Source organism: Pantoea sp. PNA 14-12 (assembly GCF_004364735.1).
Lineage (GTDB): Bacteria > Pseudomonadota > Gammaproteobacteria > Enterobacterales > Enterobacteriaceae > Pantoea > Pantoea stewartii.
Map to the genome: position 1 here is coordinate 374,995 of NZ_SOAJ01000003.1, position 15,395 is coordinate 390,389.

13 protein-coding genes are annotated in these 15,395 nt (G+C 54.1%); 10 read left to right on the forward strand and 3 right to left on the reverse strand.

Annotated features, from left to right (window positions below; translation table 11 throughout):
* The first annotated feature begins 2 nt into the window (after nt 1–2).
* From radA to C7434_RS12920, 9 genes are all read left to right on the forward strand, one after another.
* Nucleotides 3–1,385 carry a DNA repair protein RadA gene (gene radA / locus C7434_RS12880; RefSeq protein WP_006121838.1) on the forward strand — a complete coding sequence of 461 codons (1,383 nt, stop codon included), beginning with the start codon at nt 3–5 and terminating at the stop codon, nt 1,383–1,385.
* A 92-nt stretch (nt 1,386–1,477) separates the two neighbouring features.
* Complete coding sequence (gene nadR / locus C7434_RS12885) at nt 1,478–2,716, forward strand: multifunctional transcriptional regulator/nicotinamide-nucleotide adenylyltransferase/ribosylnicotinamide kinase NadR (protein ID WP_006121839.1); 1,239 nt, start codon at nt 1,478–1,480, stop codon at nt 2,714–2,716.
* A gap of 322 nt (nt 2,717–3,038) precedes the next feature.
* Nucleotides 3,039–3,956, forward strand: coding sequence for a winged helix-turn-helix domain-containing protein (locus C7434_RS12890; RefSeq protein ID WP_033740189.1), 918 nt, complete (start codon nt 3,039–3,041; stop codon nt 3,954–3,956).
* On the forward strand, nt 3,956–4,405 hold the full coding sequence (locus tag C7434_RS12895; protein ID WP_006121842.1) for a hypothetical protein: 450 nt from the start codon (nt 3,956–3,958) through the stop codon (nt 4,403–4,405). Before C7434_RS12890 ends, C7434_RS12895 begins: the two co-directional genes overlap by 1 nt.
* Before the next feature lie 301 nt (nt 4,406–4,706).
* Nucleotides 4,707–5,204, forward strand: a complete 498-nt coding sequence (locus C7434_RS12900) for a fimbrial protein (protein ID WP_226374626.1) — start codon at nt 4,707–4,709, stop codon at nt 5,202–5,204.
* A 39-nt stretch (nt 5,205–5,243) separates the two neighbouring features.
* A complete protein-coding gene (locus tag C7434_RS12905; protein WP_033740193.1) occupies nt 5,244–5,933 on the forward strand; it encodes a molecular chaperone in 690 nt (229 codons plus the stop codon).
* 5 nt (nt 5,934–5,938) lie between these two features.
* Nucleotides 5,939–8,461: a fimbria/pilus outer membrane usher protein gene (locus C7434_RS12910; protein WP_033740194.1), complete on the forward strand. Its 2,523-nt coding sequence runs from the start codon at nt 5,939–5,941 to the stop codon at nt 8,459–8,461.
* A 14-nt stretch (nt 8,462–8,475) separates the two neighbouring features.
* Entirely contained in the window at nt 8,476–9,759 is a 1,284-nt protein-coding gene (locus tag C7434_RS12915) for a fimbrial protein (protein ID WP_033740196.1), read from the forward strand.
* A 1-nt stretch (nt 9,760) separates the two neighbouring features.
* Nucleotides 9,761–10,516: a molecular chaperone gene (locus tag C7434_RS12920; protein WP_006118290.1), complete on the forward strand. Its 756-nt coding sequence runs from the start codon at nt 9,761–9,763 to the stop codon at nt 10,514–10,516.
* A gap of 43 nt (nt 10,517–10,559) precedes the next feature.
* Here C7434_RS12920 and C7434_RS12925 read toward each other — a convergent pair whose 3' ends face one another.
* Nucleotides 10,560–11,561 carry a zinc-binding alcohol dehydrogenase family protein gene (locus C7434_RS12925; protein WP_006118291.1) on the reverse strand — a complete coding sequence of 334 codons (1,002 nt, stop codon included), beginning with the start codon at nt 11,559–11,561 and terminating at the stop codon, nt 10,560–10,562.
* A gap of 96 nt (nt 11,562–11,657) precedes the next feature.
* Here C7434_RS12925 and C7434_RS12930 point away from each other — a divergent pair, with 96 nt between their 5' ends.
* Nucleotides 11,658–12,554: a LysR family transcriptional regulator gene (locus tag C7434_RS12930; protein WP_033740197.1), complete on the forward strand. Its 897-nt coding sequence runs from the start codon at nt 11,658–11,660 to the stop codon at nt 12,552–12,554.
* Nucleotides 12,555–12,590: 36 nt separating this feature from the next.
* Here the strand turns inward: C7434_RS12930 and ettA are convergent, their stop codons facing one another.
* Both ettA and deoR read right to left on the reverse strand, forming a co-directional pair.
* Complete coding sequence (gene ettA, locus C7434_RS12935; protein ID WP_006118292.1) at nt 12,591–14,258, reverse strand: energy-dependent translational throttle protein EttA; 1,668 nt, start codon at nt 14,256–14,258, stop codon at nt 12,591–12,593.
* A gap of 197 nt (nt 14,259–14,455) precedes the next feature.
* Nucleotides 14,456–15,220, reverse strand: coding sequence for a DNA-binding transcriptional repressor DeoR (gene deoR / locus C7434_RS12940; protein WP_133745558.1), 765 nt, complete (start codon nt 15,218–15,220; stop codon nt 14,456–14,458).
* Between the last annotated feature and the right edge of the window lie 175 nt (nt 15,221–15,395).

Below are 15,395 nucleotides of genomic sequence, written 5' to 3' on the forward strand. Positions count from 1 at the left end.
TTTTGGCCAAAGCGGCAAAACGCGCATTTGTCTGTAACGAGTGCGGCGCAGATTATCCACGCTGGCAGGGGCAGTGCAGCGCCTGTCACGCCTGGAACACGATTACCGAGGTCCGTATTGCGGCCTCACCGGCGGCGGCGCGCAATGAGCGCCTCAGCGGTTATGCAGGCAATGCCGGAACCAGTCGGGTGCAAAAGCTGTCCGAAATCAGTCTGGAAGCCTTGCCCCGTTTTTCGACCAGTTTTAAAGAGTTTGACCGCGTGCTGGGTGGCGGTGTGGTGCCGGGCAGTGCCATTCTGATTGGCGGTAACCCCGGCGCCGGGAAATCGACGCTGCTGTTGCAGGTGATGTGCCGTTTAGCCGAGAGCATGAAAACCCTCTACGTCACCGGTGAGGAGTCATTACAGCAGGTCGCTATGCGCGCCCATCGTCTGGGATTGCCGAGTGACAATCTGAACATGCTGTCGGAAACCAGCATTGAGCAGATCTGCCTGATTGCGGAGCAGGAGCAGCCGCAAATCATGGTGATCGACTCGATTCAGGTGATGCACATGGCGGATATCCAGTCGTCGCCGGGCAGCGTGGCGCAGGTGCGTGAAACGGCCGCCTATCTGACGCGTTTCGCTAAAACCCGTGGCGTGGCAATTATCATGGTGGGCCATGTGACCAAAGACGGATCGCTGGCCGGGCCAAAAGTTCTGGAGCACTGCATTGACTGCTCCGTCCTGCTGGACGGCGATGCCGATTCCCGCTTCCGGACGTTACGTAGCCATAAAAACCGCTTTGGTGCCGTCAATGAACTTGGCGTATTTGCCATGACCGAGCAGGGCATGCGTGAGGTGAGCAACCCGTCCGCCATTTTCCTGTCGCGTGGTGAAGAGATCACGTCCGGCAGTTCGGTCATGGTGTTATGGGAAGGCACCCGTCCTTTACTGGTTGAGATTCAGGCGCTGGTGGATCATTCGATGATGGGCAATCCGCGTCGGGTTGCGGTCGGTCTGGAACAGAACCGCCTGGCCATTCTGCTGGCAGTGCTGCATCGTCATGGCGGTTTGCAAATGGCGGATCAGGATGTCTTCGTCAACGTGGTCGGCGGCGTGAAAGTCACGGAAACCAGTGCTGACCTGGCCCTGATGCTGTCGATGGTGTCCAGCCTGCGCGATCGCCCTTTGCCGCAGGATCTGGTTATCTTTGGCGAGGTCGGACTGGCCGGAGAGATTCGTCCGGTGCCCAGCGGACAGGAGCGCATTGCTGAAGCGGCTAAACATGGCTTTAAGCGGGCGATCGTGCCGGCGGGTAACGCACCGAAAAAGCCGATTGAGGGCATGCGCGTATACAGCGCGAAGAAGCTGGCGGATGCGTTGGCTATCCTTGATGATCTCTAAGCGAGTCCGTTTGTCCGGTGGCCGTATGGTCACCGGGCAGACGACAGGCTACGCTCTTCCCCTCGTTGAACATTGTTTGCAGGAGGCACCACATGTCGGCGTTTGATTATTTAAAAACGGCGATTCGCCAGCAGGGCCACACGCTTCAACAGGTGGCCGATGCCAGTGGCATGACCAAAGGGTATTTAAGCCAACTGCTTAACGCGAAAATTAAAAGCCCCAGCGCGCAAAAGCTGGAGGCACTGCACCGTTTTCTCGGCCTGGAATTCCCCCGTCGCGATAAAAAAATAGGGGTGATTTTTGGCAAGTTTTATCCGCTCCATACTGGCCATATCTATCTGATTCAGCGCGCCTGTAGTCAGGTCGATGAGCTGCATATCATCATGGGCTACGACGAGCCGCGCGATCTGAGCCTGTTTGAAAACAGCGCCATGTCGCAGCAGCCCACCGTCAGTGATCGTCTGCGTTGGTTACTGCAAACCTTTAAGTACCAGAAAAATATTCGCATTCACGCCTTCGATGAAGAGGGGATTGAGCCCTATCCTCATGGCTGGGATGTGTGGAGCGCAGGGGTAAAGATCTTTCTGGAAGAGCAGGGGATTGCGGCAGACTGCGTCTATACCAGTGAGGCACCTGATGCTGAGATGTATCAACAGCATCTGGGCATTCAAACCATACTGATCGATCCGAACCGATCGTTTATGAATATCAGCGGCGCGCAGATTCGTCAGGATCCTTTCCGCTTCTGGGATTACATCCCCACCGAAGTGAAGCCCTTCTTTGTGCGCACCGTGGCCATTCTGGGCGGTGAGTCGAGTGGGAAATCGATGCTGGTGAATAAGCTGGCGAACATCTTTAACACGTCCAGCGCCTGGGAATATGGCCGCGACTATGTCTTTTCACATCTGGGCGGCGATGAGATGGCGCTTCAGTATTCAGACTACGACAAGATCGCGCTGGGCCATGCACAGTACATCGATTTTGCGGTGAAATATGCCAATAAAGTGGCATTTATTGATACCGATTTCGTCACGACCCAGGCATTTTGTAAAAAGTATGAAGGCCGTGAGCATCCGTTTGTTCAGGCCATGATTGACGAGTATCGCTTCGATCTGGTGATCCTGCTGGAAAACAACGTACCCTGGGTAGCGGACGGGTTACGCAGCCTGGGCAGCTCTGTCGATCGCCGCGAGTTCCAGAGCATGTTGATAGCGATGTTAGGTGAAAACAACATCGACTTTGTTCATGTGCAGGAAGAAGATTATGACGCGCGCTTCCTGCGCTGTATTGAACTGGTGAAAGGTATGCTGGGCGAACAAAGCGCCCTTTGAGGTTTTTGCCTGCACGCCGGGGCGGTGAGGGGACACCCTGCCGCTCCTCACGTCCTGTTTTCTGCCCCTGTTATTTTCCCGCCTTTTTGATTACAAAAAATAATGCTTTGCGAAATACCGCGCCCGCCAAATAACGTACGTAACATACACAAACAAAATAAAGAATTTTGAATTCCTGAGTAACATTATTTCGTATTTAAAGTCTGAAATTATTTTATTTCTTCTGTTTGTTTATGTTAAATGTAAGTTCAATATTATTTACTGGCTTATATTAAGGGAGCATTCATAAGACAGAAATAAGGATATATCCGGATTTAATAATATGAAAAAGATAAGTATTGGTAATGAAGTGGTTTTTTATCCTGGGAAAAGGGAAATTATTGGTAATAATCAGGTGCTGAAGCTGCATTCTTCAGTCTCATATTGTTTTGAATTGCTGATCGCGCGGCAGGGCGAAATTGTCGATCATGAGGCGTTTTATCAGTATGCCTGGCGACGGTTTGGGATGGAGGTCAGTGCCAATGCGTTATATCAAAGTATTTCGCTCATCAGAAAAGCGCTGTTGGCATGCAATATCCGTCAGGATGTGATCAGGACCATTCCACGCCGTGGCTTCATGCTGGCAAATGCGATTCTTATTGAGGAGTCGACAATTGCGCCTGCTGATGAGGACGCTGGGGCAGGAAAAAACGACCAGAAAGACGAACAGAATATTCCGCCCTTCGCTACGTCCGGTGAAGAGACGAGTGCGTGCGATACAACGGAATCCGTTATTCAGGATGATGAGGATATTTCAGAAAACCTTATTAAGAACGCACCGTATTCTGAGCCAGAATCTCAACAGCCCATCAGCCGTCCTGATCCTGCTGAATTCACTGTCAGCAAAGGCGCTTATCGCTATGCTATTTCGACACGGCATCTTTTTATCACGGGACTGGCGGTGATGACGATACTGGTTTGTGGTTTTGCCATCATGACCTTTTCACTTCACCGCAACGAGATGATTTTTATTAAACGGTTTGATATGAATGGATGTGAAATATACGCCAATGAAAAAGCCGGTAATGGCCTGGTCGCGCGCATCGCCGTTGACAGTAAAGTCAGTTGTACAGAACGACGAAAGATTTATATCACGGCATTTACCAATGGTGAACGCATTTCGGTACTGCAATGTAAAAATGCACTCTCGTTTTTCGGTTCCCCCGACTGTATTTCGTATTATTATATAAGGAGTAAGTAGTGAAGTTAACCTTTCTGTTGGCTGTAATCGTGATGACAGCAGCAGGCATTGTCGTGTTTTTATTCAGACAGGATTCTGTCCATTGTATTGCAAACAGTAATTACATCAGAAATGGTGAGACATTTTCCGTCATCACCTCTCATGATATGCGAGAGGGGCACGGTGTTATCGCCATCACCGGCCGACTCACCGATCACGATAATAACGTTACTCGTCTGAGCAAAATTATCCGGTTTACTTATCAGCGCGAGGGCGATCTGTACCTTGCCCGGTCAACATTAATTGAATCGTCCCCGGATAATCAAATGTCCCAGCAGGAACAGCAAAAGTGGCTGCCGGCATTTTTTATTAACGTGGGGGCGACGTTTCCCTTTGTCATCAAAAGGACGGGTATTGACACCTGGACATTTTATTCGGGCCCTGTTCCGCTTTACCTCTGCGAAAAATAAGCCATAAAACGTGGCGATCGTTAATGTTCTTTGTGGGTTCCCGGCCTGTGGTTATCTTAAGGGGACTCTCATTTCAGTAACAGAGGATTAACACCATCTAATTGAATTTAAATATCTTTCTATTTGATGGTGCATTCCTTCACATAAGCTCAGAACATTTCACACACCGTTCCCCTGCCGTGCGCCTTATGATCCTCGCCGCCAATGCGCATCTTTATTCATCAAAAATCATAAGAGGGAATCAATGAAAGCCAGCTCTTTTTCACGCTGCATGACGCTTGTTGTTTGTAGTGCGAGTTTAATGTCTTGCCATGTTTTTGCAGCCTCAGAAAATACAATTCGCTTTCAGGGCGAGGTCAATGCACAAACCTGTAACGTTAATGTTAATGATGCAACCGGCAGCCCGATTATTTTGCTGCCGACCGTTTCAACGGCCGAGCTGAGTACAGCAAAATCAACCGCCGGTAAAACACCTTTTACGATTAACTTAACCGGTTGCGTCGCACCGGACGCCGGATCAACACAGGCAATGGCAATTAATCTGGCTGGCAATAATATTTCACCCACCGGCGATTTACTCAATACCGGCACCGCCGAAAACGTGGCGCTGCGTTTACTGGACAGTAACGACAACGCGATAGATTTGTCGGGTGGGACGGCCAGGGTCACCGGTATGACGCTGGAAAGCGGAAGCACCAGCGCATCGCAAAACTTTTCAGTCGTCTATTACAGCGACTCTGGAAAGGCGGGCGCCGGTACGGTTTTAAGTAGCGTTCAATATTCTGTCAGCTATCCCTAATCATCAGGCCCCCTTCTTTTAAGGGGGCAGGAGAACCCTGTGTTGAAGTCTCTTGTTCTTCTTTTTCTGGCCTTTTCAGCCATGTTTTGTCAGGCAAGCGTCGTATTAAATGGCACGCGCGTCATTGTAGAGGGTGCGAAAAAAGAAAAAACGCTTCAGTTTACGAATACTGGCGATCAGCCAGCGCTGATTCAGATTCAGGCGATCAATCTCAATAATCATTCTGTCCCACCTTTTGTGGCGTTGCCGCAAATATTCAGGATTGCTCCTGAAGCCGGCCAAACGGTAAAGCTCAACGTGACGGAGAATAATCTTCCTCAGGACAGAGAGTCACTGTTTTATATGGATTACACCGAGATCCCCTCGTTAAAAAAAGGGCTGGAGGATAAGAATAAACTCTATTTGATTATTAAGAACAGAGTAAAGGTTATCGTTCGCCCAAATGGACTGAATTTTTCCATGGATAACCTGAAGAATGCGCTCTCATACCATATTCAGGGACATGACATCATCTTCCGCAATGCCTCGCCCTTTTACGCCAATATTCGATCTTTTGCGTTGGTCAAAGGAAATAACCGTGTTCCCTGGCATGAAGCCGTGACGCTGGCACCGTTTAGTGAGCAGCGTATTACGTTAAAAGGCCAGTCATCCCTTCAGGGATATACGCTTAACGCCGTTCTTATTAATGATTTTGGTGCCGACGAAAGAATAAACGTGAACGAAAAGTAGCAGAAATGAATATAGTCTCATTATTCTTATTGTTCGCTTTGAGTCTGCTTTTCCTCCGGGGCGGTCAGGCGGCTGAAGGTCAGGCTGACTATCTGTTTGATCCTGCCTTAGTGCGCGAAATGCTGCCTGGACAGATTGCGATGCCTGACAATGTGCAGGACGCCTGGTTCCAGCCCGGCCGCTATGATGTCGATCTTTATCTCAACGGTAAATTTCAACAGTCCACGTCGGTTGATATCGTTCGTGCGGGCAGAGCGCTTTCGGTATGCCTGCCGTTGTCCTTTTATCAGGCCTTCGGCGTCAAAGCCCACTATCTCACTGCGCTCAAGGCGAAAGACTGTGCCAGGCCCGATGCGCTTTTGACGGGCGCGTCAGTTAACGTGAATACGGGCAGCCTGCGTGTAGACGTTACCGTCCCACAGGCGATGCGGGTTCAGCGGCCCGTCGGCTATATCGCGCCCGAAAACCTGACGGCGGGCACGACCATGGGATTCGTGAATTACAATCTGAACCAGTTCTATTCCGATTATAAAAATGCGCAGCGTTTCGAATCCACGTATCTGGGTATTAACAGTGGCATCAATGTCGGCATGTGGCGTTTTCGTCAACAGGGAAACTTTACGCATGACGAGGTCGGCAATCGCTGGCAAAGCGCCAGGGCCTGGGTACAACGTGCGCTGCCGTCATTGCGAAGTGAGGCGGGCATAGGCGAGCTTTTCAGTAACGGCGATCTGTTTACGGCGGTCAGTTTCAACGGGGTCAGTCTGGACTCTGATGACCGTATGCTGCCGGATTCTGTTCGGGGTTACGCACCGCTGGTACGCGGCGTGGCAAACAGCAATGCCCGCGTGACGGTCTGGCAGGGCAAGCAACGGATATATCAGACAACCGTGCCGCCAGGGCCGTTTACGATCAATGATCTGAGCCCGGTGAGCTATGGCGGCGATCTCAGCGTGGAGGTTCAGGAGTCTGACGGCAGCCTGCATCGTTTTAGCGTGCCGTATGCGGTCTTACCGCAGTCGCTGCGTCCAGGCCGGACAGACTACAACTTTGCCGCCGGTAAAGTCAGGGATTACAGCAAAGCCAACACCTTTACTGAGTTAACCGTCAGGCACGGCCTGAGCAATGCCATTACGCTGAACGGCGGCGTCAGGCTGGGCGAACGCTATCATGCCGTGCTGGCTGGCGGCGTCTGGGCTTCAGACATAGGGGCCGTGGGATTTAACAGCGCGTATTCCAGCGCGGTTCTGAACGGCGGTGAGTCGACCCAGGGATGGCGTTACGCACTGAGTTACAGCCGGACATTTCAGCCCACGAATACCACTCTGACGTTTGCGGGCTACCAGTATTCCACCCAGGGTTACCGCGATCTCAACGACGTGATTGCACTGAATAATGCGGAAACGCCGGGCCGCAACAGTATTACCAGCGAATATATGCAGCGTACCCGCCTGCAGATGACCCTGAATCAGACGCTGGGGCAGTGGGGCAACATCTATCTCTCCGGCTCGAAGCAAAATTACTATGACGGTCGCTCACGGACGACACAGTTTCAGGTCGGTTATGGCACGGTGCTGCCCAAAAACATCGCACTGAATATTTCCCTGTCCCGCCAGTATTCGCGCAGAGCCTATGCCACCGATCCGCGCAGAGCTGTCATGGCTCAGTACGCAGACGAGACGTTTTATAAAGATACCCAGTTACAGGTCAGTGTCTCTGTGCCGCTGGGCACGGACGCCACTTCACCTTACCTGGCTCTGGGGGGATCCCGTGGAAGCCAGAACGGCAGTAATTACACAGCGTCGCTCAGCGGGCTGAGTGGTGAGAGCGGCACCAGCTACAGCCTGAATGTAAATCGCGATCAGCAGCAGCGTGACACGACAGTAAGCGGCAGTCTGGGCAAAACCTTTTCTGAGGCCAGCGTGACCGGTACTGCCTCGACCTCTTCACGGTTTAATCAGATGTCCGTTAACGCCATGGGGGCGGCGGTGATCCACAGCGGTGGTGTGACGTTAGGCCATTATCTGGGCGATACCTTCGCCCTCGTCGAGGCGAAAGGGGCCAGGGGCGCACGGATCCTGAACAGCCAGGGCAGTGAAATCGATCGCTTTGGCTATGCGCTGGTCCCTTCGCTCAACCCGTATCACTACAACACCATTACGCTGGGTGCCAGCGGCAGCGATGGTCATGTGGAAATTCAGGACAGCGAAAAAAGTGTCGCGCCTTATGCCGGTGCGATGGTGAAGGTGTCGTTCAGAACCTTACGCGGTTATCCCCTGATGCTGAAAACCCGTACGAATCGCGATGCTATGGTGCCTGTGGGCGCGGATCTGCTGGATGAGACGGGCAAGCGCGTGGGCACGTTTGGCCAGGGCGGCAATGCCTGGTTACGTGTGGCGAAAACCCAGGGCCGACTGAAAGCCGTCTGGGGTGACGATGCGCAATCGTCCTGTGTGATGGATTACCACATTCCTCAACCTGAACCTGACGCGGTGATGACCTACGCGGATGCCGTCTGTCGTTTTTAGATTCTAAGGTGTTAATGATGAAACGCGTTTTAGCGGTAATGACATTCTTTTTTTTGACCGCATGGCTCCCGGCTTACGCGACCTGCACCCGGGTCAACCCGGTCGATCAGGGCTGTGATGCCTGCGGTGCGCCCCTGAATTTCGGCAATATCGGGTTAATGAATCTTCGCTATCAGCCCGCCGGCACCGTGCTGGCCCGTTCGGTGTTCCGGGTGGTGCCGTCTGTTGCTAACAACAATCCCGATCGCGTGTTGTACGAGTGTGACCTTGCTGATAAAGACCAACTGTTTGAAGTCTTCGCCACTAACGGTGACAGCAACGTTGGCGGTGCCTGGGACATGGGGGACAACTATTTCCAGACCTATTTTCCTTTTACTGCATTAAAGCTGGTTCACGTGCGCAGTGGTAAGCCTTTTACCCGTATCTGGCAAAAAGTGCCGCTCACGCAGTATGAGATAGACGGGAACAAAATCAAGATCAGGGGGCGCGATTTCAGCCCCATCAGCGCGGAGCTCATTCGTACCGACAGCAACAACCGTACGCCGGGTTACGCGTCGTGGGGCTGCCTCTGGGCGGCGGCTGATAATTACACTGGCTCCTACAGTTGCAACCAGCCCAATGGCTATGTGGTGTTTATGGGGCCGGGGATGAATGTGCCCGAAGCGGGTCAGGACAGCTGGAACCATTTTGAAACCTGGGGAACCGGACGTTACATGGCCTTTGGGATGAATACCGCGCCGGTCGCCACTCTGACGCAAAATATGACCCAGGGCTGCCGGGTGGAGAATTATACCGCAAACGTCCTTTTCCCCGGCATCAGCATCAATGCGCTCAATGAAGGCCAGGCGGTGACGGCGCCGCTCAGCATTACGCTGGCCTGTGCGAACGGAACCGAAAACCTCTCTGGCGTTCAGTCGGGTCAGCTGTCTCTGGGGTTTCAACCGAGCTACGCCGCGTGGCTGCAGGCGCAGCAGTTGGGACTGACGACGGGAGACGGTCTTTCGCGCTACCTGGTGTCCGATCATTACGACAGTTTACCGTCGCTGGCGAAAGGCGTGGGCATTCAGTTGGAAACGTCAGGTGGCCAGCCCGTCTCCTTTTTAAGCTGGAGCAGCTTCAGCGGGAGTGCGGGCTGGCGACCGGTGCTGGAGGACGCGCAGGTGATCAGCGGCAGCCAGCAGAATGACGAGAAACTGTATCAGCGTACTTTCAACGCCCGTCTAACAAAGCTCCCGGGTAAAACGGTGACGGCGGGCCATGTTGATGCAACCGCATCTATCCTCATTCGGCTGCAATAAGATGAAAACGTTTCTTTGGTTATGGATGTGTATCGTGATTAACGCTCAGGCCGCGGTAATTCCGCAGCAAAGCCGACTGATCTTCCATCCCGGCGAGGTGCAAACCCCGTTACTGCTGGTTAACAGCGGCGACGCACCCGTGCTGATCCAGACCTGGGTCGACAGCGGCGCACCGGAAAAATCGCCGGGCAGTAAAGCCTTTCCTTTTGTCGCGCTTCCCGGCGTTTTTACGCTGAACAAAGATGAAAAAAAACAGATTACCGTTTTACGCACTGAGCTGGCCGCAACGCTGCCACAGGATCGGGAATCCCTTTACTGGCTCAATCTGTACGAAATCAGCGCCGTAAAAAAAGGAACGATACAGCCGGGCAGCGATAAGATCAGCATGGCGCTGAATACCCAACTTAAAGTGATCAACAGACCGTTTAAGAAGGCGATACCGTTTACGGCACGGGTGAACGCCGTCACCTTTCAGGTCAGGAAAATGCAGGGGCAGGTTTTCATTCGTGCCACCAACCGTAGTGGCTACTTTTTCACGCCGGGCAAAATGACCGTGCGGGCAGGCGGAAAAGGCTACACCGTTTATCTGGACGGGGATAAAACGCTCGCGCCTTTTTCCAGCAAAGAGTATCCCCTGATGGGAAACGCGTCGCCTTCCGCGGCGAGCCAGATCCTTGTTGATTACACGGCGCTGGACGATGAGGGGAACCCGCAGGCTTTTACCGCGCCTGTGGCTCCCTCCGAGGAAGCCCCGTGAAACGGGGCGAGCGGATGCCGCACGGACCGGCATCCGCAGGTGATCAGTAAACCATGACCACTTTGCCGCGCATATGGCCTTCCAGTACACGCTGGTGGGCCGCTTCCAGGGTTTCCACACTTAACCCGTGCAGGGTTTCACTCAGGGTGGTTTGCAGCTTTCCGTCATCTAACAGGCGGGCAACGCTGTTCAGAATCTCACCCTGTTGCGCCATATCCGGCGTGGTGAACATGCTGCGAGTGTACATAAACTCAAAGTGCAGCGAGGCGCTCTTAAGCTTCAGTTGATCCATTGACAGCGGATGTTCGTTCTCGACGATGGTGCAGATATGACCCTGGGGCGCGATGAGCTGGCTCATGGTTTCCCAGTGGCCGTCAGTGTCGTTAAGGCAGAAAATGTAGTCGACCTGCTTAATGCCGTGCTTTTCCAGCTCAGCGGGCATGTCTTTGTAGTTGATCACCAGGTCGGCCCCGCGATCGCGGCACCACTGGGCAGAGTCTTCGCGTGACGCAGTGGCAATCACTTTCGCCTTACTGCGCATTTTCGCCAGCGGAATCGCCAGAGAGCCTACACCGCCTGCGCCGCCAACGATCAGCAGTGTTTGATCGTCACGCGCGGCTGCCATATCCAGTCGCTCGAACAAACCTTCCCAGGCGGTAAGCGCCGTTAAAGGAATCGCCGCAGAGGCCGCCCAGTCGAGCGTTTTCGGCTTATGGCCAGTGATACGGGAATCGACTAACTGTTCGGTGCTGTTACTGCCCGGGCGGGTAATATCGCCTGCATAGTACACTTCATCCCCGGGCTTGAAGCCCGTGACTTTGCTGCCGGTTTCCAGCACCACGCCGCTGGCATCCCAGCCGAGGATACGCGGCACCTGCAAACCATTTTTGATCGCGCCTTTATGCACCTTGGTATCCACCGGGTTGACCGAGGCGGCTTTTACCTGGACACGCAGGTCATACTCGCCGGGCACAGGCGTTTCCGGGAAAATTTCGGTAAAGTTTTTTGGGTTTTCGGGATCAACAGCAATCGCGCGGACAGACATAATTTATTCTCCTGTAGTGTTTCTTCAAGTGTAGAACCCCACCGCCAGGCTGATAAGATGGACAATAGTTATTAGAGTGTTCGTCTGAGGTGAACAATGGCGTTTCGTGAGTGGCAGGATATGGCGCTGTTTGCGCTGGTGGCGGAGTGCGGCAGCTTTACCGCTGCGGCAGAGCGGGCAGGTTTGCCCAAATCCAGCGTCAGTCAACGTATCAGCCAGCTTGAGCAGCGGCTGGGCATCCGGCTGTTAAACCGGACGACGCGCCAGCTTAACCTGACCTTTGCCGGGGAGCGTTATCTGCTGCACTGTCAGGAGATGATGCAGGCCAGCGAACGCGCCGAACAGGCGATTGCCAACCTGCGGGAAAATCCCAGCGGTCGCCTGCGCATCACCAGTCCGGCGGGCATTGGGGCAACCCTACTGGCGCGCTGTAACGCCGCGTTTTTACGGCGTTATCCTGATGTCACGCTGGACATTTCCGTTTCAGACGAGATTCGCGACCTGGTACAGGATGGCTTTGATCTTGCCTTACGCACCGGCCAGCCACAGGAATCGTCTCTGATTGGGCGGCGTGTCGGCTACTGCGAGCGATTGCTGGTGGCCTCGCAGACTTATCTCGATCAGCATCCGCCGGTTACTCATCCGCAGCAGCTGGCTGAACATCGCTGTATCGCGCACCGCGCCTGGAACGAGTGGGTGCTTAAACGCGACAGTCAGTATCATCGCTGGCTGCTGCCGCCCGCGCACCTGACCGACAATTTGCTCTATGCCCGCGAATCGGCGCTGGGGCATGCCGGCATTACGCTACTGCCGCGTTTCTTAACGGACGGGGAGATGCGCGATGCGCGCCTGGTGCAGGTGTTACCGGAATGGACGGTTGAGGGAAACGAGCTGTGGCTGGTCTATCCCAGTCGTAAACTGAATTCGCCCGCGCTGATGAGGTTTATTGAATTTGCGTTGCAGTCGTCGGTGTTTCGCGACTTTTACCGCTGAGGAAAAGAAAAGGGCGGCATTGCTGCCGCCCCTGAATCATTTGGCAATACGCTTGTACTTGATGCGCTTCGGCTCCAGCGCATCCGCGCCCAGCGTGCGTTTCTTGTACTCTTCGTATTCGGTAAAGTTACCTTCGAAGAACTCGATCTTCCCTTCATCCTGGTAGTCCAGAATGTGCGTCGCGATGCGGTCAAGGAACCAACGGTCATGCGAGATCACCATGGCACAGCCAGGGAATTCAAGCAGGGCGTTTTCCAGCGCGCGCAGGGTTTCAATGTCCAGGTCGTTGGTCGGTTCATCGAGCAGCAGCATGTTGCCGCCAACCTGCAGCAGTTTTGCCAGATGCAGACGGCCCCGCTCACCACCGGATAACTCACCGACGCGTTTGCCCTGATCGACGCCTTTAAAGTTAAAGCGTCCGACATAGGCGCGGCTTGGCATTTCCGTGTTGCCGATACGCATGATGTCCTGGCCGCCGGAGACTTCTTCCCACACGGTTTTGGCGTTATCCATGCTGTCACGGAACTGATCGACAGAGGCCAGCTTCACGGTTTCACCCAGCACGATCTCACCGGAATCCGGTTGTTCCTGACCGGACATCATGCGGAACAGCGTGGATTTACCGGCCCCGTTCGGACCGATGATGCCGACGATGGCACCTTTCGGTACCGAGAAGGACAGATCGTCAATCAGCACGCGATCACCGTAGGATTTACGCAGGTGGCTGACTTCCAGCACCTTATCACCCAGGCGAGCACCCGGCGGAATAAACAGTTCGTTGGTTTCGTTACGTTTCTGGTAGTCGGTATTGTTCAGCTCTTCAAAGCGTGCCAGACGGGCTTTGCCTTTAGACTGCTGGCCTTTTGGCCCTTTACGTACCCACTCCAGCTCTTTCTCGATAGATTTACGACGGGCCGCTTCAGTCGAAGCTTCCTGTGCCAGACGGGCATCTTTCTGCTCCAGCCATGAAGAGTAGTTACCTTCCCACGGAATCCCCTCACCACGGTCGAGTTCCAGGATCCAGCCGGCAACGTTATCCAGGAAGTAACGGTCGTGGGTAATCGCGACCACGGTGCCTTCGAAGTCATGCAGGAAGCGTTCCAGCCAGGCGACCGATTCGGCGTCCAGGTGGTTCGTCGGTTCGTCCAGCAGCAGCATGTCTGGCTTTTCCAGCAGCAGGCGGCACAGCGCAACACGGCGGCGTTCACCACCGGACAGGTTCGCGATTTTGGCGTCCCAGTCTGGCAGGCGCAGCGCATCGGCGGCACGTTCCAGCTGTGTGTTCAGGTTATGGCCATCGTGGGCCTGAATGATCTCTTCCAGACGTCCCTGCTCAGCTGCCAGCTTGTCAAAATCCGCATCTTCTTCGGCGTAAAGCGCATAAACCTCATCAAGGCGTTTCAGCGCGCCAACCACTTCCGACAGCGCTTCTTCAACGGATTCACGCACGGTGTGCTCAAGGTTGAGCTGCGGTTCCTGCGGCAGGTAACCAATTTTGATACCGGGCTGTGGACGGGCTTCCCCTTCGATGTCTTTATCGATGCCTGCCATGATGCGCAGCAGCGTCGATTTACCGGCACCGTTCAGGCCGAGTACGCCAATTTTCGCACCGGGGAAGAAGCTGAGGGAGATGTTTTTCAGAATATGACGCTTTGGCGGTACCACTTTGCCAACGCGATGCATGCTATAGACGAATTGAGCCACGTTGTATTGAGCCTCTGGGTCTGTTTGTCGTTTGGATGATGTCGAAGTTTAGCCTTTTTCGCCGCCTAATCACAGCCGAGGGGACGGGATTATTCGATGGCGGCCGCGGGTTCAGAATAACTGTTTGATTTATGTCCGTTGTCAGACCGACCCGGCACAGGGCTACGCGCATCAGAACGCCGGTGGACAGGCTGAAGTCAGGGCAGCCGCACGGGAATAGACTGTTGCGCTAACCACTGACTCAGCGTGGCATCTGGCGCGCTGTCGCTGACCAGCAGGTCGAAGCGTGAAAGCGCGCCAATGCGGGCCGGTAACACTTTCCCGTATTTACTGCTGTCCGCCACCAGAATCAGCTGGCGGGCGCGCCGCATGGCGTGGTGTTTCATGGGCAGTTCATTGAGGTTATAGCAGGTCGCGCCCTGATCGTGGCTGACGCCTGCCGCAGAAATAAAGGCCAGGTCAGGGCACAGGTCATCCAGAATGCACTGTCCGCCCACCGGCGTGAATAAGGCGTTATCCGCATGGAATTCACCGCCGCTCAGGATGACATGGCAGGCGGGCTTTTCTTTTAACGCCAGAAAAGTATTCATGGCACAGCAGATGGCGGTGAAGGGCAGGGCATCCGGAATGGCATCCACCACATAGGGCAAGGTCGTCCCGCAGTCGAAAAAGACGGTATCGTTCTCCCCGATCAGACCTGCCGCCGCCTGCGCCAGCTGCTGTTTGCGGGTGGCGTTTTGGCCGTGCTGATCGGAGACAAAATAGTGACCGGGTTGGCTTCTGGGATCGCTGACGATATAGCCGCCGAGCAGGACGACGCTGGATGTCGGTTCGCTCAGATCCCGGCGAATCGTCATCTCTGAGACGTCCAGCAACCGGGCGGCATCCTTCAGGTGAAGTTTATCGGTGCGCTTCAGTGCCAGAGCGAGTTTGCGCAGACGTTCGTCGCGGCGGGTTTCCATTGTCATCTCTGAACCTGTATTCCTTGAGGAGGACGTCATATGTCTGTTACACCGCGAAGGTGGCCGGTAACGGGGGCGTTCAACTCGCCCGTTTTCACTTCGTGACCTTTGATAAAGGCAAAAAAGAAGGCGTTGCATGCTCGACGCATCCGTTTTTTATCTTACCTGCAAAGCG